14 protein-coding genes are annotated in these 18,243 nt (G+C 57.2%); 5 read left to right on the forward strand and 9 right to left on the reverse strand.

The annotated features are described in order from the left end of the window. Nucleotides 1-48: 48 nt before the first annotated feature. A complete protein-coding gene (locus CGLAMM_RS00895) occupies nucleotides 49-624 on the forward strand; it encodes a 2'-5' RNA ligase family protein (RefSeq protein WP_394820066.1) in 576 nt (191 codons plus the stop codon). A 10-nt stretch (nucleotides 625-634) separates the two neighbouring features. On the opposite strand, the gene CGLAMM_RS00900 is transcribed toward CGLAMM_RS00895, so the two are convergent. Both CGLAMM_RS00900 and CGLAMM_RS00905 read right to left on the reverse strand, forming a co-directional pair. Then, complete coding sequence (locus CGLAMM_RS00900; RefSeq protein WP_394820067.1) at nucleotides 635-2,704, reverse strand: lysylphosphatidylglycerol synthase domain-containing protein; 2,070 nt, start codon at nucleotides 2,702-2,704, stop codon at nucleotides 635-637. Between the two features lie 88 nt (nucleotides 2,705-2,792). Beyond that, the gene (locus tag CGLAMM_RS00905; protein ID WP_394820068.1) at nucleotides 2,793-4,394 is read right to left on the reverse strand and encodes a lysine--tRNA ligase; all 1,602 of its coding nucleotides are present in this window, start codon (nucleotides 4,392-4,394) and stop codon (nucleotides 2,793-2,795) included. Nucleotides 4,395-4,513: 119 nt separating this feature from the next. On the opposite strand from CGLAMM_RS00905, the gene CGLAMM_RS00910 reads away from it, so the two are divergent. Then, nucleotides 4,514-7,462, forward strand: a complete 2,949-nt coding sequence (locus CGLAMM_RS00910) for an ATP-dependent DNA helicase (protein WP_418115248.1) — start codon at nucleotides 4,514-4,516, stop codon at nucleotides 7,460-7,462. A gap of 107 nt (nucleotides 7,463-7,569) precedes the next feature. Here the strand turns inward: CGLAMM_RS00910 and groL are convergent, their stop codons facing one another. Continuing rightward, nucleotides 7,570-9,210, reverse strand: a complete 1,641-nt coding sequence (groL, locus tag CGLAMM_RS00915) for a chaperonin GroEL (protein WP_319807719.1) — start codon at nucleotides 9,208-9,210, stop codon at nucleotides 7,570-7,572. 45 nt (nucleotides 9,211-9,255) lie between these two features. Beyond that, nucleotides 9,256-9,549 carry a co-chaperone GroES gene (gene groES / locus CGLAMM_RS00920; protein WP_394820070.1) on the reverse strand — a complete coding sequence of 98 codons (294 nt, stop codon included), beginning with the start codon at nucleotides 9,547-9,549 and terminating at the stop codon, nucleotides 9,256-9,258. Nucleotides 9,550-9,924: 375 nt separating this feature from the next. On the opposite strand from groES, the gene CGLAMM_RS00925 reads away from it, so the two are divergent. After that, nucleotides 9,925-10,596, forward strand: coding sequence for a dienelactone hydrolase family protein (locus CGLAMM_RS00925; RefSeq protein WP_418115249.1), 672 nt, complete (start codon nucleotides 9,925-9,927; stop codon nucleotides 10,594-10,596). Nucleotides 10,597-10,654: 58 nt separating this feature from the next. On the opposite strand, the gene CGLAMM_RS00930 is transcribed toward CGLAMM_RS00925, so the two are convergent. Then, nucleotides 10,655-11,557, reverse strand: a complete 903-nt coding sequence (locus CGLAMM_RS00930; protein WP_394820071.1) for an S-methyl-5'-thioadenosine phosphorylase — start codon at nucleotides 11,555-11,557, stop codon at nucleotides 10,655-10,657. Between the two features lie 174 nt (nucleotides 11,558-11,731). Between CGLAMM_RS00930 and hemF the strand changes: the two genes are divergently transcribed. Together hemF and CGLAMM_RS00940 are read left to right on the forward strand one after the other, a co-directional pair. Beyond that, entirely contained in the window at nucleotides 11,732-12,685 is a 954-nt protein-coding gene (gene hemF / locus CGLAMM_RS00935; protein ID WP_418115250.1) for an oxygen-dependent coproporphyrinogen oxidase, read from the forward strand. Between the two features lie 213 nt (nucleotides 12,686-12,898). Beyond that, on the forward strand, nucleotides 12,899-13,918 hold the full coding sequence (locus CGLAMM_RS00940; protein WP_418115251.1) for a hypothetical protein: 1,020 nt from the start codon (nucleotides 12,899-12,901) through the stop codon (nucleotides 13,916-13,918). A gap of 30 nt (nucleotides 13,919-13,948) precedes the next feature. On the opposite strand, the gene CGLAMM_RS00945 is transcribed toward CGLAMM_RS00940, so the two are convergent. The 4 genes from CGLAMM_RS00945 to mltA all read right to left on the reverse strand — a co-directional run bounded on the left by CGLAMM_RS00945 (nucleotide 13,949) and on the right by mltA (nucleotide 18,173). Then, nucleotides 13,949-14,536 carry a Smr/MutS family protein gene (locus CGLAMM_RS00945; protein WP_394820074.1) on the reverse strand — a complete coding sequence of 196 codons (588 nt, stop codon included), beginning with the start codon at nucleotides 14,534-14,536 and terminating at the stop codon, nucleotides 13,949-13,951. 66 nt (nucleotides 14,537-14,602) lie between these two features. Then, entirely contained in the window at nucleotides 14,603-16,093 is a 1,491-nt protein-coding gene (locus CGLAMM_RS00950) for a cytochrome-c peroxidase (RefSeq protein ID WP_394820075.1), read from the reverse strand. Between the two features lie 62 nt (nucleotides 16,094-16,155). Then, nucleotides 16,156-17,016, reverse strand: a complete 861-nt coding sequence (locus CGLAMM_RS00955; protein ID WP_418115252.1) for a DNA-methyltransferase — start codon at nucleotides 17,014-17,016, stop codon at nucleotides 16,156-16,158. Beyond that, nucleotides 17,013-18,173 (reverse strand): murein transglycosylase A, encoded by a 1,161-nt coding sequence (gene mltA / locus CGLAMM_RS00960; RefSeq protein WP_394820077.1) that lies wholly within the window; start codon nucleotides 18,171-18,173, stop codon nucleotides 17,013-17,015. The genes CGLAMM_RS00955 and mltA overlap by 4 nt, the downstream gene beginning before the upstream one ends. Nucleotides 18,174-18,243: the final 70 nt, after the last annotated feature.

Consider the following 18,243-nt stretch of genomic DNA (forward strand, 5'->3'; position numbering starts at 1 on the left):
CATTTCTGAAAAATTACGCTCAACCTCGGCGAAGAGAGAGTACGGCAAATGAGACTGACCGTCGCAATCCCTGCAGATCCCGCGCTTCAGCGAAGCCTTTCATCCTTTCACGCCAGCGCGCCACATATTGAATGGGTTGAGGCGAATCAGTGCTTCCTCACGGTGCGTGAACTGGGCACCATCACAGACATTGACGTGCTTGATGCGCTCGATCTCGAGTTATTGCGCATTGCGCCGCGCGACCTGGGAGTCAATTTCACCGGATTGACGATTGAACCACAAGGATTGACAGACGCCATTTATCTCGAGGTTGCGCCCGACGACCCCCTTACGAACTTTCGCACTAAAATCGAGAATGCGACCCGACGCAGCGGGCACAAGCTCGAGAAACGCCGTTATCGACCGCGCCTGCGTTTGGGCCAGGCGAAAACCTCTCTCCGCGCCCAAACCATTCTCTGGACTCAAAAGATGAATCTCGAGATTTGCGGCAAGATGCATGTTGACCGCTTCTGCCTTCTTGAAATGCGCGGCGATGCCAGTCAGCTATGGTGGGAAACATGTGAGGATTACCCGCTCAGCCACTATCACGCCCCGGTGGCGGCCTGGAAAACATCCTATTTATAGCTACCCGATTTCAGGAAACGCCATTATCCTCATGCGTGTGATGCGTGGCATTGTCCCGTTTTCCACTATGGGTGAACCGCGTCTCAACATGGAAAAAATTGCGCATTGAGGGACGCCGGCGCGCACGGGCCATGTGATGCGACATGATCTCATGCAGCGCGGATTGCCAGCTTTCAGGCGGACTGCAGCATAACCCCGCCTCGGCGCCGGCATCGTCAAAAATTGTCAGGCCGATATCTTCATAAATTGCGCGGAACTGATCCGTGACGCCCACAAAACAGGGCTGACACGCCCGCTCAAAAGCCAGGTCCCGCAAACGCCATATGGCAGCGGTGCCGGCTTCAACGTCTCCCGCCGGGTCACCGACACCGATCACGAATTCACGCGATTGAAAGAATGGCAGCGCCGCCTTCCGGTCTTCCGTGATGAGCAGGCCGTGCGGACGCCAATGCGCAATGTGCCGGGAGGCACGCTCAAATGTGGCGTAACTTGTGTGGGTATCGGGTGACCACGGCGCGACCACCGTCAGGGTGCGGCTGAAGATACGACTGACGGCAAAAAGCCCCAACAGGGCTGAAATCGCGACAATCCAGCGCAACTGACGCGCATCCGGGTCAAAAATAAGGCGCTGCCACCAATTATGGCCAAGTGTGTGGTGAAGCGCGATGGAGGCCATCAAGGCGAGACTCAGTATCCAGATGGAAACCGGCCCGATGAGGGAAAGGGAAAGCGGCTCAACCACAAGGCGGGAACGCCTGTAGTAACAGGCCCGGAAAGGCGCGATCGATAAAATGATGAGCATGATGGCCAGGGGCAAAGGCATGGCCGCCTCTCTTACGACCAGGAGCGGCAGGGTGATCGTCAGGAGGAGGATGGCGGCCTTCCAGGCCACGGTCACACGTTGGACAAGCCCCACCGCCACCCCGATCAGGCAGACGCCGATCACGCTCAGCGCGACTTCCGCAAATTGTAGCGTCAGCAGCCCGAAGCGCGGTGCAAGAATATGAACCGGCACGGCGACGGTGTAAAAAAGGAGGGCAACGCCGGTACCTGAAACAAGCCCGGTCGACACCGCGACTGAAAAATCGGCTTCCGACTCCCTGATGGCCAGGCTGGGCCGACGCACGCGCCAGGTTTCGAGACTTTTCTTTCGCCGAGTCAACAGGGCCGCATCGCTGCGCAGGAAGAGTTCATGCGTGGCGAACATGATCCCCGCAAGGACAAGCGGCACGATATAATAGAACAGACGGAATACCAGAATGATCCCGAGCACCTGTGAAGGCGGTAACCAGCGCGTCAGGGCATAAAGCATCGCGCCATCAAAAACGCCCAGCCCGCCCGGAACGGAGGCGGCCAGGCCGAGCGTGTAGGAAGCGACATAAATTGATAGAAACGTGCCGAACCCCGGCCCGCCACCAGATGGCAGCAGCACGTAGGCGATCAGCGCTGTGGCCGTCATATCGGCTGCGCTGACGAGAACCTGCATGACCGCAATTTCGGGCCGTGGGATTTCGATTGAGAAATTGAAAAGCCGGATCTCACGCAGGCGGAAGGAAACGCCGATATAAAGGAGGACGATAAGCCAACCGCACGCACCGATGATCTGCGCCGCAATCGGTGGCAGGTGCCGCAAAATCGGGATGTAATCCGGCTCCCAGATGAAAATGCCGCTAATAAGGGCCGTCGCCCCCAGGAGATAGGTTGTCGAACAGAAAGCGATGATATGGGCGACGCCGCCGGTCGGGATGCCCCAGTTCCGATAAAGGCGGAAGCGGACAGCCGCACCGGAGACCGCTGCCAGGCCCAGATTATGTGACAGGACGTAAGAGCAGAAGGCCGCGAAAGCCGCCCGCCGGAAGCTCTGCCGCATTTTGATATGGACGCAGGCCAGCCAGTCATAAAAAGAGAGAATAAAATAGGAGAGAAACGTCGCCAGACCCGCGAGCAGAAGAGACTGGATCGGGATTGCATCAATACTGCGACGTATATCCTGGAAAGACAGGCTTCTCAGTTCCCGCTGGATCACGATGACGGAGGCGATGAGAAGAAGGGCGCCAATCAAAGCCGGTGCCCGTGTCAACGTCCTTCTCATCAGCGTTTGTGATGGGGCGGGTTTGATCATCGGGAAAGCCGCGTCGTATCCAGCATGGGAACGGCGATCTCTGGCCTCAGGCGTCCGGAACGGCGGATGAAGCCGATGGGGGCCGCGCGAGTGCCTCCTCTATCAGCGCGACCGTCTCTTTCAGCCCCAATAAGGCCGCAAAAATCCCGAAACGCGGTCCCTCCTTCTGGCCGAGGAGAACTTCATAGAGACAGCCGAACCATGCTCTGAGCGGGGTGAAATGATGACGCTTGCCCACCTCAAAGACAATATCCTGGACTTGAACCGGGGAAAGGGCCGGGTCTGCTTTTGCAAGTTCGGTTGCGAGATCCTGCAATGCCTGACGCTCCTGCTCTGACGGTTGCCTGAAACGTTTATCCGGCTTTACGAAGTCCTGATAATACGCCAGGGCATAGCCGACTAAACGGTCAACATAGGGATGCGTTTCAGGAGAAAGCGTGGCATCGTAACGCTGAATGAATTTCCAGAGCGGTGCTGGCGCGTCAACATTGGCGACGGAAGCAAGATTGAGCAATGCCGCGAAAGATAAGGGGCTGAGCGTTTCCTGGCCCGCTTTGCCCTTCTGGATAAACCATGCCGGGTTGGCGGGGCGCATCTCTTCCGGTTGATCCAGCAATTTCTCGGCATTGGCGAGATACTCATCCATCGCCCTCGGGATCACGTCGAAAAACAGGCGTTTCGCACGGGTGGGCTGGTTGAACATATATTGTGAGAGGCTTTCCGGCGGGGCGTAACGCAGCCATTCCTCGATTGACAGGCCATTCCCTTTGGATTTGCTGATTTTCTGGGCGTTTTGATCCAGAAACAGTTCGTAAGTCAGTGTCTGAGGCGGCTGGCGGCCAAGAATGCGGCAGATCTTGCTGGAAAGTTTGACGCTGTCGATCAGGTCCTTCCCGGACATTTCATAATCCACGCCGAGCGCATACCAACGCATGGCCCAATCGGCCTTCCACTGCATTTTCGCCCCGCCACGCAGCACGGAGGTCTCGAAATTCCGGCCCGTTTCAGGGTCTTTCCATGTCACTGAGGCGGCATCCGCATTAACGCCGAGTATGGGCACCTGCATCACATGCCCGGTCTCAGGATGGATTGGCAGAACAGGGGAATAGGTTGCGCGCCGCTCCTGTCCCAATGTCGGCGCGATCGTCGCGACGACCTCATCATGCACTTCCAGCATTCGGCGCAAAGCCGCATCGAAACGGCCCTCCGTATAATATGTGGTCGCGGAGGCGAACTCATATTCAAAACCGAAACGATCCAGAAAGGCGCAGAGCATCGCATTATTATGCGCGGCAAAACTCTCATATTTCCCGAAGGGATCAGGAATGCGGGAAAGGGGCAGGCCCAGATGCGCCTGGAGCATTTCCTGCTGCGGAACATTGCCCGGCACTTTGCGCAACGCATCCATATCGTCCGAAAAGGTCAGGATTTTTGCCTGTCGGCCGGTCATGAACTCGTAAGCGAGCTTTACCCAACTTGTCCGCGCCACTTCCCCGAATGTCCCAATATGCGGCAGGCCGGACGGCCCGTAACCTGTTTCCAGCAAAGCCGGTTTATCCGCAGGGACGTTTTGCAGATGTTTGACGAGTTTGCGGGCCTCTTCACACGGCCATGTTTTGAGATCAGGATGAAAATCGGAATTTTGCATATGAGGTCGCGATACAGTGCTGGTTACCGTGCGAAACCTAGAAACACTCGTCGCAGCGGTCAAGCGGACACATGAAACATTGCTGGGCGCATGACGCAAGCTACGCTACTGTATCACCAATGTCACAACCCTCCCCCGCCTTTCTGACGCACGGTCCGGCTTTTCTCATCACGTTGGATGGTGCTTCAATATTGACGCAGGAAGGCACGCTGCTTGCGCTGTCCCTTACTGAAGCGCGGGATTTGTGGGCGCGCGTCCCGTCACCCGTTGTTATCAACGGTGCGGCCACGGCCAGGCGACTGGGTTTGCGCGCCGCCCTACCCCCTCATCCCTGGCGTGATGTGCTGGAGCTTTTTCTGTTCGTTCATCCCACGACCAGCATCGCCCCGACGCTGAAAGGGGTTTGCGATGCGCTGGATATCCCGCTTGAAGCCGGTTTCGATGCGCGCATTCTTCTGTCGATCACCGCGCGGCTGGAAGCGCAGCTTGCCCGCCTGCTCCAGGCGCCGGGCCGAAGGGAGATCGGTGGGCTTTTACAGGTTTTACACCGTCATCACTGGCCCTGGCGGCATGACCTGCAACATTTACTGGGTGATGTCGCCCCTTCAACCGTGGAGGACACGCTTCCCCTCAAAATCTGGCGTCGCCTCCCGAAATGGGAGGATGAGGCCCCGCCCCCACCGGCAGGCGCACGGCCCGTCTCACGTGATGCGGCGCTGGGCCGCCTCGCTGATATCATCGGCGAGGGTGCGGAGACACGTCCGGCGCAGCGTGATTTCACGTCCGTCGCGTGTGAGGCTTTTCAACCGCGTGAGGCGCCCGGTATGCCGGGGCTGGTATTGGCTGAGGCCGGCACGGGCACCGGCAAAACAGCAGGCTATCTCGCCCCGGCATCCGTCTGGGCGGAGAAAAATGGCGGCACGGTATGGGTCTCAACCTATACGCGCCATCTTCAGAAGCAGATTGAGCGTGAGCTGCATGCGCTTTTCCCTGATCGTGTCACGCGTCGGCGAAAAATCGTCATTCGCAAAGGCCGGGAAAATTATCTTTGCCTTCTCAACTACGAAGACAGCGTCAATGTTTTCGCCGCCCGACCGGATAGATCGGCCGCGCCCATGGGCATATTGCTCGCCCTGGTGGCGCGGTGGGCATCAATGACGGAGGATGGAGACCTTATTGGCGGGGATCTCCCCGGTTGGTTCTTTGATTTTTATGACCGCGCGACGTTGCTGAGCATGGCGGACCGACGCGGGGAGTGCATTTACAGCGCCTGCCCGCATTATCAGAGTTGCTTTGTCGAGCACTCCATCCGCCGCGCCAAATCAGCGGAAATCGTGGTGGCCAATCATGCCCTCGTCATGTCGCAATCCGCATGGGCGCTCCATGATGAGGAAACATTACCGGATGAAGATCAGCCTCCGACACATTATGTTTTCGATGAAGGACATCACCTTCCCGATGCGGCGGACAGCGCTTTTTCCGTCGCTTTATCCGGGCTGGAAGCGTCGGAACTGCGGCGCTGGCTTTTAGGGGCTGAAGGGGGACGCTCCCGCGCGCGTGGATTGCGCCGCCGGTTGGAAGATCTCATCGCACAGGATGCGTCTCTGGAAAGGCACATCGTGCAAGTGATCGCCGCCGCGCAGGCGCTCCCCTCCCCTGGATGGCTGGATCGCCTTCAGTCCGAACCGCAGGCCCCGATTGAAGCTGCGGAGGCGACGGAACTGTCTTTGGAGGTCAACCCTTCGGAGGCCTTTCTCCAGGCGCTTCACCAGCAATTGCGTGCCCGCACGCAGCTTCACCCGCGCCATGACCAGCTTGAATGTGACCTGCAACCGGTTGACCCACGTCTTGATCTTCTGGCGCCACGCCTTCGCGCGGCTTTATGCGCCCTTAAAAAGCCGCTTGAAGGCCTGGTTGGGGCTTTCATGGCGCAATTATCGGACCCGGATGATATATTGGAAGCGCCCCAGCGTATCCGATTGGAAGCGGCCGCGCGCGCCCTGAAAAGGCGCGCGATTTTCAGACTGGACGCATGGATTGACCTGCTGACCGCCATCGCGCCAGAGAAAGCGCCTTCAGACGATGATCGTTTTATCGACGTTATTCGCAGTGAGGCCATTTCCCATCGACGTTTCAGCGGCACCCGCTACGATATCGGCATTCACCGTCATTGGCGCGACCCCACCATTCCTTATGCCACCGTCATGCAGGCCTCGGCGCATGGCATCCTCGTGACATCCGCGACGTTGCGGGACCAGCCCGGCATGACGGAGATTTGCGAACATGACATCTCGGGCGGTGATCCGTCCCGGCAAGATATCTCCCTCGCCGGCCGCGCTGCACGCCCCTCGGACGCGGAGGCTTCCTGGCGCGCGGCGGAGCATATGATGGGCGCGAGCCACTTCCTGAAACCCGCGATGCGCGCCGCGATGATGAGCCCTTATGATTACCGGAATCAGACGCGCGCTTATATTGTGACGGATGTCTCTCATCGTGAAATCGCGCAACTCGCAGCCGCTTTCGAGGCCCTGTTCACGGCGTCCCGCGGCGGCGCACTCGGTCTTTTTACGGCGATCAACCGCCTTCGCAGTGTCTATAAATATCTCGCACCGCGGCTGGAAGCGCTACGCCTTCCCCTTTACGCACAGCATGTCGACCAGATGGATAATGCGACCCTCGTTGATATTTTCCGGACGGAAATCGATAGCTGCCTTCTGGGGACGGATGCCATGCGGGACGGGATCGACATTAAAGGAAATGCCCTTCGCCTCGTCGTGTTTGAAAAGACCCCGTGGCCGCGCCCCGATATTTTGCATCGTGAAAGGCGTCGCCATGCGGTGGAAACAGGTTTGGATGATTATGATGATCGCCTGACCCGAATGCGCATCCGGCAGGGTTTCGGGCGCCTTATACGCTCAAGCGCCGATAAGGGCGTTTTTGTAACGCTTGACCGCCAGTTCCCGTCGCGTCTGCTCTCGGCATTCCCGGAGGGTGTGGTGGTTGAGCGCCTCGGTTTGCGGGATGTCACCGCCCGGGTCAGTGCTTTTCTGGCGGAAGGGACTGATTGACGGCTTTCGTGAGATGCTGAGGGCTTGCGGGGCCGACACAGCCGATCCAAAAAAAAACTGCCCCGCAAAAGCGAGGCAGTCTTCTTGAAACGCTGAATGACGTGGACTTAGAAGTCCATGTCGCCCATGCCACCCATACCCGGGCCACCCGCAGGGGCTGCTTTCTTCTCGGGACGTTCAGCCACCATGGCTTCCGTCGTGATCAGAAGACCGGCGATGGAGGCCGCATCCTGAAGCGCCGCACGGACGACCTTTGTCGGGTCGACAATACCCGCCTTAACGAGATCCTTGAATTCACCCGTCTGCGCATCGAAACCATGCGTGTAATGGGAATTCTCAAGAACCTTGCCAGCAATGACGCCACCATCATGGCCCGCATTTTCCGCGATCTGCTTCAGAGGCACTTTCAGGGCGTCATGCACAACTTTGACACCGGCTTTCTGGTCTTCATTCTCAAGCTTGATGTGCTCAAGGACCGAAGCCGCACGCGCGAGAGCCGTGCCACCACCAGGAACAATACCTTCCTCGACCGCGGCGCGTGTCGCATGCAACGCGTCTTCCACGCGATCCTTGCGCTCCTTGACCTCGACTTCGGTGCTTCCACCGACGCGGATGACCGCGACACCGCCCGAGAGCTTCGCGAGACGCTCCTGCAGTTTCTCTTTGTCGTAGTCAGAAGACGTTTCAGAAATCTGGCTCTTCAGTTGCAGGCAACGCTTCTCAATTTTCACCTTCTCGCCGACACCTTCGACGATCGTGGTGTTCTCTTTATCGATATGGACTTTCTTCGCGGTCCCGAGCGATGAAATCTCAACCGCTTCCAGCTTGATGCCGAGATCTTCGCTGATCACCTCAGCGTTTGTCAGTGTCGCGATGTCCTCAAGCATGGCGCGACGGCGGTCACCGAAGCCAGGAGCCTTGACAGCGGCGATCTTGAGGCCACCACGAAGCTTGTTAACGACGAGGGTCGCCAAAGCTTCCCCATCAACATCCTCGGCAATGATCAACAGCGGACGACCGGACTGCACGACCTTTTCAAGGAGGGGCAGCATCGGCTGAAGTGAGGAGATTTTCTTTTCATGGATCAGGATATACGGATTTTCGAGATCCGCCGTCATCTTCTCCGGATTTGTCACGAAGTAGGGGGAGATGTAACCGCGATCGAACTGCATGCCTTCAACGACATCCAGCTCCGTATGCAGGCCTTTTGCCTCTTCCACGGTGATGACACCGGTAGAGCCGACTTTCTGCATCGCGTCGGAGATCATCTCTCCGATTTCGCCCTCACCATTTGCAGAAATCTTGCCGACCTGTGCGGTCTCTTCCTTGGAAGAGATCTTGCTGCTTTTCTGCTTCAGCTCTTCAACGACAGCTTCGACCGCCTTGTCGATACCGCGCTTGAGGTCCATCGGGTTCATGCCCGCGGCGACAGCCTTGGCGCCATTTTTGATAATGGCCTGCGCCAGCACTGTTGCCGTCGTCGTGCCGTCACCCGCAATGTCATTGGTCTTGGAAGCGACTTCACGCACCATCTGCGCGCCCATATTCTCGAACTTGTCCGCAAGCTCGATATCTTTCGCGACAGAGACACCGTCCTTCGTGATGCGCGGTGCGCCGAAGCTCTTATCAAGAACAACGTTGCGGCCTTTGGGGCCCAAAGTCACCTTGACGGCATTGGCAAGAATATCAACACCACGAAGCAGGCGCTCACGCGCTTCACCGCCGAATTTAACGTCTTTGGCAGCCATAATAAATCTCCAGTTTTACAGTCAGGTTCAGTCAGATGAGGCCGCTCAGCTGATCACGCCCATGATGTCGCTTTCTTTCATGATCAGCAGCTCTTTACCGTCAATCTTTACTTCCGTCCCGGACCATTTTCCGAAGAGGACGCGATCACCCTTCTTGACGTCCAGGGCGACGATCTGCCCCTGCTCATTGCGCGCGCCCGGACCGACCGAGATCACCACGCCTTCCATCGGTTTTTCCTTCGCCGTGTCGGGGATGATGATGCCGCCAGCGGTTTTTTCTTCACCATTAAGACGCTCGACCACCACACGGTCATGTAAAGGTCTGAAATTATTTACCATGGATCGCTCCAAAATTAGGGGTCGTGCCCTCGATTGATAAGCAGCACAACCGGTTTGCGCGCCCGCAAAGCCGCAGCGCGTTAGCACTCTCTTATCGGGAGTGCCAAACTAGATAAGGTTTAATTTTTTTTCCGTCAAGAGCACGTAAGAAGGCGGTTAATCACCCGTGAACTGAATGTCAGAGGCGCCGCAACGACCCACTGAAATGCCGCGTTTCTCCCCTGTTCGGGCCTCCTGTCCAGACATGTTCCCGCCCTTGTTTTTTTTGCCCGTCAGAGGTCAAAACACCGTGATCAACAAAGGGTCACAAGCGGATTGCCGCTGGACGCTTCCCGCGACAAGGGTCTAAAAAGGCCACATCAAGGGAGACAGTTTATGAGCAGAATTGAAACGTTAACGGCGTCGGACGGCCATCATCTCAGCGCCTATATTGCGGGTGATGCGGGTGCGGAGCGCGCCATCGTCGTCATTCAGGAGGCTTTTGGCGTCACCCCTTATATTCGAACCGTCTGCGATCGGCTGGCGGAACTGGGCTATCACGCCGTCGCCCCCGCGCTCTATGACCGCGTCAAGCGGGACCTCATCTTCGGCTATGAGGGAGAGGCGTATAAAAAAGGCATTGAGACATACGCCTCATGTGATCAGGCTGACGCCCTGCTGGATGTCTCAGCCGCCGCGGATTATCTCCAGCAGGCCGGGCATAAGCGCGTGGGCGCAATCGGCTTTTGCTGGGGCGGCCTCCTCTCCTGGCGCATGGCGACTCAAACGCAGAAATTACAGGCGGCCGTCTCATGGTATGGCGGCGGCATAGCAGCAGAAAGCCACGCGGCACCACATTGCCCTGTGCAGCTCCATTTCGGGGGGCAGGATACGCATATCCCGCATACGGATATACTGACAATTCGCCAGAACCAACCTGATCTTGAGCTTTTCGTCTATGACCAGGCTGGTCACGGTTTCGGCTGCTTTGATCGCAGCAGCTACAATGAGGACGCGGCCAGCCTGGCATGGCAACGTTCAGTTGATTTCCTTAGCCAAAACATCTGACGCACCGCCCCCCTCATATTCGCCACGGGAGGGTGTGTCGATGACTGCCCAAAAAACGTCAGGACGCGGTTTCCGCGCGTAGAACCCGTCCGGCAACCGCATCGAGCTTGCGCACAAGTTCCGGGTCGCGCTTTTGATGCGGCGTGATGATCGCGTGATCCAGCGCACGCTCGGCGCCGGAGGGACACAGGCCCCGCTTCTCACCAAGTTTCGGGATGACCCGTTGCAACAAGGTGCGGGCGGCGGCGGCGTTGTTTTTCATCACTTTCACGACATCTGTCACCGTGACAGAGTCATGGTCCTCATGCCAGCAATCATAATCCGTCACCATGGCGATGCTGGCATAGCACATTTCAGCTTCACGAATAAGCTTGGCCTCCGGCATGTTGGTCATGCCGATCACATCACAGCCCCAGGACTGATAAAGCCTGCTTTCCGCGTGAGTGGAGAATTGTGGCCCCTCCATGACAAGATATGTGCCGCCGCGGGTGATGGGTAATTGCAAAGCCGCAGCTTCCGTCTCAATCACATCATTGATGCGCTGCGCCGTCGGGTGGCCCATCCCGACATGGGCGACACAACCCGTGCTGAAGAAACTTTTCTTCCGGGCGAGTGTCCGGTCTATGAACTGATCCACGATAACGAACGTGCCTGGAGACAAAACCTCCCGCAGTGAACCCACCGCCGAAAGTGAGAGCACATCGGTCACGCCAAGGCGCTTGAGCGCGTCGATATTGGCTCTGAAGTTCAATTCTGATGGTGGTATACGGTGATCACGCCCATGGCGCGGCAGGAAGACGCACCGCACGCCGCCCAGTTCACCGCATAATAAGGCGTCGGAAGGTTGGCCCCAAGGTGTTTCGACCTCGCACCAGTTTTTGTTTTCAAGCCCGTCAATATCGTAAAGGCCGGAACCACCTATGATACCGATAACCGGTTGAATCATTTGAGATGAAGACATGGATCAATGCAGCCTTCCAGAAAATGTTGTAAGTCCGGACAACCGCGTTGCCGTTCTGCGCGGCGACCTGCCTGAATCTGCCCCTCATCGATATAAGAGGGTGCCGCCGACTATATGTCACAGGTCAAACCTTACCCTCAAGAGCGCTGGCCCTGCGCTCTCGGAGACTTTGAGATGAGCCGCACCGATAAAGATCTATCTCGACCTGAATTTTTCAATGAGGTTTTACGGCCCGATATCGTACATGATTCTTTCAAGGAGCGGGCGCAAACGTGGTTTAAAGCGTTGCGGGACCAGATCTGTGCGTCCTACGAAGCGATTGAGGCCGACGCTGTCACCGCGGGAAGTCCCGTTCTGGGCGACCGCGTCCAAGCGGGCAGATTCCATCGGGAGGCCTGGAAGCGGCATGTCAGTGAGGGCGCCTCCTTGAATGGCGGCGGCGTTGTGTCCGTCATGCGGGGCCGGGTTTTTGAAAAAGTCGGGGTCAACATTTCCGCCGTCTGGGGTGAATTCTCACCGGAATTTCGACGTGCCATTCCCGGCGCGGATTCTGATCCGCGATTTTTTGCGACAGGCATCTCCCTCGTGGCGCATCCCTGTAATCCGCATGTTCCCGCTGCGCACTTCAATACGCGGCTCATTATCACCAGCAAAGGATGGTTTGGCGGAGGCGGCGACATCACGCCCATGTTTCCGCAAAGCGAAGCCGCACAGGAGGATGCCGCGACCTTCCATGAAGCGCTCAGAAGAGCCTGTGACGCGCATGACGACACTTATTATCCGCGCTTCAAGGCGTGGTGTGACCAGTATTTCTTTCTTCCGCACCGAAATGAACCGCGCGGGCTCGGGGGGATTTTTTTTGATCATCATCGCACGGAAAATCCGGAAGATGATTTTGCCTTCACGCGGGATGTCGGCACGGCCTTCGCCGGGATCTACCCTTCCATCGTTCGTAAACGCATGATGACGCCCTGGACGGATCAGGACCGCGACGCGCAGCTGATCCGTCGGGGGCGTTACGTCGAGTTCAATCTGATCCATGATCGGGGGACGATTTTTGGCCTCAAAACGGGCGGCAACACTGAGGCTATTTTGATGAGTATGCCGCCGGAGGTGAAATGGCCCTGAAGTTGCGCTTCTGAGGATAGGGCCTCATCTTCTTGATTCAGGTCAAATTTCCCCGTGGAACTCCGTGCCACCGTTAAAGTTTAAGGACATGGACGGCATGGATGTGTATAATAAAATTATATGAGTGAAAGCGCCAGAAATCACGCCGTACTCTCTCGACGTCGGCTTCTCTCCGCAATTTTAGGGTCTGCTTGTTTCGCGTCTTCACGCGTGATGGGACAGACGCCTTTGACCGGCGCGCCTAACCCTTCAGTTCCCCCAACCCGACTGATCGTCAGCGGCAATGAAACGTCTGAGAGCGGTGCTTTTGCGCGCCTCATCGCCCCGTCCCTTTCCAGCGGGCTGGGAATGCAGAGCGACCTCGATCTCGCCTTCGACCTTGGGCATGACGGCGTCACGGCCGCCAATCTTTTTGACCGAAACCCGCCGGAAGATAATCGTGAAATGGCGCTGGTCTCGAAGGGCTCAGCCGTAATCGCATCATTATGTGATGATGCCCGCGTGCATTTCGATTACTCGCGCTGGATCAGCGTTCTGGCGGCGCAGCAAACGGTCATGACCATTGCGCGGGCGGAGCTTCATCGCTCATTCCGCGCGCGGGTCTCGGGGTTTTTGCACGATAAACCCTCGCGCGTGGCTGTTGCACAGCCTATCGGCGTTGAACTCGCCACTGTGCTCGGGCTTTCCGTACTCGGTCTGCACCCCCTGCCCGTTTCCGGCATTGTCAGCCCGAAAAAGGCGCTCGCCGCGCTTGCCAATAATGAGGTTGACGCGATCCAGCTGACCCTGACACATAAAGATGATCTCTCCATTCTGCATCAACTCCCTGAAGGAACGGCCCCCCTCTTTTACGTCGGCGCCGACGCGGCCGGCGTGCCCAGTTTTGAAGAGACGTTTCGGCAGGCTTTCAGCCGGGCACCGGGGTCCGCGCTTTATGCGGGCTGGCGCGCTTTAAGCGCAGCGGCCGCGACGCCGATCCTGATCGCACTGCCCATGTTGACATCGCCCGTTTCCGTCGCGCGCTGGCGATATGCGATCGGGTCCGTTATGGATAATGAACAGGTCAAATCGTGGCTTGCTGCGCATGCGCTTCACCCCAGCACGGGCGTTGCCGCCTCCGGCGTCATGGCGCGTTTCACGCCTGAATTATCCGCGTTATTGGCGCTCAGACGCTGGCTGAATATTAATCTTCCGCGCTGGCGACTTGGTCAGGAAACAAAGCGGTCTTTCTAGCGGCGCGTTTCAGCATTTGGATACACCCGGTTACGGCGTTGCGCGTCCTCGGCGCGCCGCACGCAGTAAAATGCGAACAGCCCCTTTATTGGCCCGATTTGTGTAAACAACGCCGAGGATCAACGGCCGAAGCTGACGCCCTTCAAGCCAGTGCGGCAGTTCACGGCGCAGAACACCGCCTTCCCCACCTCCGCCAAGGCCGGTGATGACCTCGACATAGCGAATCTCATCCCGATGCGACTGGATGAGGAAATCATGAAGTGCGTGGTAGGCATTCTGCGCGGGGAAACCGTGCAGATCCAATTTCCGTTGCGCCGCCTTTTTCCCCCGAAGCAATGCGCGCCAGGAGCTATTATCCAGCCCCGGCAAACGCGCGCCGATCTCAATTTTCGGCGAGGGCGCGGTCACGCGGCGGGGCGTCATATCCTGACGGGGCGCAGCCTTCAGACGCGGTTCTCGCGGGGCGCGCATGTCAGCGTGTAAAGCGCCCTCAAGCTGCGACGCAGGAATGATCGGCTTTTTGCGCGGCCTGCGACTTAATGACTTGAGAGGCGCAATGTCCCGGGTGAACATGTCCCATAATGTGCGCTCATCGGGCGCGAGCTCTCGTCGCCGCATGTAACAGCTCGCCTTTCCTCAATCGCCCCAAAATTGTCAGACTGATGGTGAAACGTTCAGTGCGCGTCAATGTTCATCGACATCTGAATCCGCGGGACTGCGGAGGGGCGGGTTTTCCGGTGTTTCCTGCAGCGGCACACCTTGAAATTTCCCTGTCAGGGTTTTCAGGAAAGCGACAATGTCATCAATATCTCCCTGCGACAAGGTGCCAGCAGGCGTCTGGTATCGCACCATTTTTTTGACAGCGTCATCCAGCGTCGGCGCGCTGCCATCATGAAAATAAGGGGCCGTCAAAGCGACATTCCGAAGATTTGGCACCTTGAAACGATGAAAGTCACTTAATGCTTTGGTAAAAGACTGCCGACCAATATCCGCCTGGGTCAAAGGCGTGTTGCGGTCTGAGAAATAAGGCCCCTCCAGCCCCATCACCTCATAAGCGTCCCCACCAAGGGCAACACCACTGTGACAACCGGAACATCCGACCTGCTTGAACAACGCGTAACCATGTTTTTCCTGCGTCGTGATCGCGTTATCATCACCTTTTAGATAGAGGTCAAACGGACTATCGGGCGTAATGAGGGTGCGCTCATATTCCGCGATCGCATTGGTGATATTTTCCTTCGTCAGGGCATCTGATCCGTAAACACGTTGAAAATCCGCGACATATTCCGGATCGCTTTTAAGAGTAGCGACGACCGTGTCCCAATCATGCGCGCCCATCTCAAGCGGATTGGTCACAGGCCCTGCCGCCTGCGCCGCGAGATCCACCGCGCGCCCATCCCAGAACTGCGCGATATTGAAAACCGCATTATAAACGGTTGGTGAATTGATCGGGCCTTTCTGCCCATGAATACCTGTCGCTGTCTTCAGATTATCAACACCCGCTTTATCGAGACCGTGGCAGCTGGCGCAATTCAATTTCCCATCGCCGGAGAGACGCCGTTCAAAAAACAGCTTTTTGCCGAGCGCCGCGCGATCCCAATTGACTTGTATTTCCTCAGGGATCGGCTGGATGACCTCCTCCGCATGTTGCGGGGCGACATCCGGCGTGGCGTAATAATTGCGGCGTGTCTGACGTATCCAGGTCAGGATCGCCGCACGTTCTGAAGGCATAAGGTAAGCGTGCCAATGCATCAGCAGGAAAAGCGAGGGCGGCATGCGGTTCTGCGTCACCACTTCCTCAATACGTGATAATTGCTCCACCGAAGGGGGCAACCCGGCATCGAACGCCTTCAAGACCGGCTCATAACGGAAATGACGGAGGCCCTGACGGAGATCCTTCGCCATTAATTGCCTGGCGACCGGAATTTTGAAGTAAAATGGCAGTTGCGCGTTTTCTGTATGACAATAATCGCATCGCGCGCCCCTCAGTGCGTTAAATGCTACAAGAGCAATCGGATCTTTGCGCGTGGGGCTTGCGGCGGATAATGGTGGTGCGGATGAGCGGTCAAAATGCGTCAGCCAGGCGATGGTCACGCCATAAGCGCCCAGCCCGATGACTCCCGCAATAATGACGACTTGGCGAATAAGTCGCGCTTTACCTTGTTTGACCGACATCATAACTCCCTTTGTCCGGCGCGGGCTGTATAGCAAGAGATGATGTGAAGGTAAAAGTGATTTTACACAATGAAGATACCGTCATGAATGTGCATTTCCCCCTCACCGATCGGCATCACGGCGCGAAGCCGGGCGCGCGCCGTGCGGAAATAAGTCGGGTCCAGCTCGATACCGATCCCGTTTGCACCGGCTTCTTCCGCGGCGACCAACGTGGAGCCGGAACCAAGAAAAGGGTCAAGCACAATCGATTTTTCATCAACGCCATGCAGAGCCAGGCAGTCGCCAGGCAACCCGACAGGAAAGGTACCGGGATGCATGAATTTCTGCCGCTTCGTGCGCACGGTCTCGTAAGGAATATACCAGGTGTTGCCGCGGCAGCGTATGTCCCGCGCGTGGTTGCGGCGCGCTATATTGCTCTTATCCTTAAAGGGCACACCGATGGCGAGGCGATCAATGACAACGGCCCCCTCATGCGTAAAGTGAAACACGTGCTCATGATTGTGATTGAGGAAACGGGTCGAATTAAGCGGCTTGAAATGTCCGTGAGTCACGTCCCCGATTGCGAGAGATTTCACCCAGATAATGTGGTTCTGTAATGAAAACAGGGGCTGTAATTTCATCGCGAGTTCGAAAGGCAGCCAGGGTCGACGCGACGTGCCGGAAATATTGAGGAAGAACGACCCCTCAGGACGCAGGACACGTTTTAATTGCTGGCAGATCCGCATCATCCAGTCGAGATAATCAGCATCCGCCATCGCATCTTTATATGAATTATAGGGCAGACCGATATTATAAGGTGGCGAGGTCACAATCACATCGATAGAGGCCGCCTTCATGCGCCGGAGGACGGTCATCGCGTCCCCGTTGATCAGCACATGTCGCCCTAATTTCTCACGCCGCGCGCGGCGCTTCGGCACCGTCATTCCGGCGTCGCACGCGGCAACAAAATAAAGAGGCGACCTGTCTCATGCTGGTCCGCGGCGACGTGATCCGCATCCGGGCCCCAACCTGTGAAGAGTGCGACATGGCCCAGCGGCGCCGCCAGATTCGCATCCTGCATGAATGCCAGGTGGCGCCATGACTGGGACCCCCCATTCGGCAGCTTCATGGATGTCTCAACCCAGACCGGTGCGCCGAACGGAATGGATTTCGCATTGGCACGCAGGGCGCGGTAAGGCGTTAGGCCGATCCCCATCGCGCCGGGTGAGCCTGACGAAAGAGATTGCGACGGCAGAAGCTTGAAAAACACATAGTCCTGATTTTGCGCCATTAACTGACGCGCCTGTTGGGGGTAATGTTTCATCCAGTCACGAATGGCTGCGATTGTGATGTTCCCATCCAAAATATAATTTCTGTCCCGCAGGATGCGGCCGATCGGCGTGTAAGGGCGTCCATTCCGTGCTGCATAGGCGATATGGAGTACATGGCCATCCGGGAGGCGAAGCCGCCCCGCCCCCTGGAATTGCAGCATGAAAAGATCGGCCGGGCTTTGCACCCAGGCGATTTCAAGCCCTTTACCTTTCAAAGCACCCGCATCAATTTCCGCCCTTGTATAAAACGGAACGAAGCGCGTCCCGATCCAGCGCCCTGTGACCCAACTGCCGCCGCCACGTTGTGCGCGAACGAGGTCCTGAGGTCTGGCATAGACTGGGATGTGATAATTTGATGTTTCGTGAAGCGATGCCGGGACGATGATTTCACTGAAACCTTCAATGAGGTCATCACCATTCACGTAATAAGGCGTAAACCATTTTTCGAAGAAAGACTGCATCGACCGGTCATCCGCCGGAGGCGCCGCGCTGAAGGCGCGACAGGCAGGCTGCCATTCACGCGCGAAATTTCCGGAAGGAAGCGGCGTTCCACCGCTGATGCGTGCATCGCCAGGCAGAGTCAGGATGCGGCGGCATTCTTCCTGGACGATCGGGGCGATCTGGCTGAAAGACTCATTCCCCCAGCTGCGCAGGGAACCGTAAGGGACAGGTTGGTGGGATCCCTGACCGGACGGGAGCTGGGGCGCGCACCCATTGATGATCAGGGCCACCACTAAAACAACAAAACGCCCTGCACGATTTATTTTCATTGATCATCAGCCTTGATGCTTTTGTCAGTCTGGCACAGCGCCGATATCCGGCAGCCCGTTAAGTGCATTT

This window comes from Sorlinia euscelidii (genome assembly GCF_036452135.1).
GTDB classification, from domain to species: Bacteria; Pseudomonadota; Alphaproteobacteria; order Acetobacterales; family Acetobacteraceae; genus Sorlinia; species Sorlinia euscelidii.

Excerpts from the sequence above, each read along its gene's own strand:
- CGLAMM_RS00895 (WP_394820066.1), top strand. The coding sequence starts at position 49 with ATGAGACTGACCGTCGCAATCCCTGCAGATCCCGCGCTTCAGCGAAGC.
- CGLAMM_RS00905 (WP_394820068.1), bottom strand. The coding sequence starts at position 4,394 with ATGCAAAATTCCGATTTTCATCCTGATCTCAAAACATGGCCGTGTGAA.
- CGLAMM_RS00910 (WP_418115248.1), top strand. The coding sequence starts at position 4,514 with ATGTCACAACCCTCCCCCGCCTTTCTGACGCACGGTCCGGCTTTTCTC.
- groL (WP_319807719.1), bottom strand. The coding sequence starts at position 9,210 with ATGGCTGCCAAAGACGTTAAATTCGGCGGTGAAGCGCGTGAGCGCCTG.
- groES (WP_394820070.1), bottom strand. The coding sequence starts at position 9,549 with ATGGTAAATAATTTCAGACCTTTACATGACCGTGTGGTGGTCGAGCGT.
- CGLAMM_RS00925 (WP_418115249.1), top strand. The coding sequence starts at position 9,925 with ATGAGCAGAATTGAAACGTTAACGGCGTCGGACGGCCATCATCTCAGC.
- CGLAMM_RS00930 (WP_394820071.1), bottom strand. The coding sequence starts at position 11,557 with ATGTCTTCATCTCAAATGATTCAACCGGTTATCGGTATCATAGGTGGT.
- hemF (WP_418115250.1), top strand. The coding sequence starts at position 11,732 with ATGAGCCGCACCGATAAAGATCTATCTCGACCTGAATTTTTCAATGAG.
- CGLAMM_RS00940 (WP_418115251.1), top strand. The coding sequence starts at position 12,899 with ATGGGACAGACGCCTTTGACCGGCGCGCCTAACCCTTCAGTTCCCCCA.
- CGLAMM_RS00945 (WP_394820074.1), bottom strand. The coding sequence starts at position 14,536 with ATGCGGCGACGAGAGCTCGCGCCCGATGAGCGCACATTATGGGACATG.
- CGLAMM_RS00950 (WP_394820075.1), bottom strand. The coding sequence starts at position 16,093 with ATGTCGGTCAAACAAGGTAAAGCGCGACTTATTCGCCAAGTCGTCATT.
- CGLAMM_RS00955 (WP_418115252.1), bottom strand. The coding sequence starts at position 17,016 with ATGACGGTGCCGAAGCGCCGCGCGCGGCGTGAGAAATTAGGGCGACAT.
- mltA (WP_394820077.1), bottom strand. The coding sequence starts at position 18,173 with ATGAAAATAAATCGTGCAGGGCGTTTTGTTGTTTTAGTGGTGGCCCTG.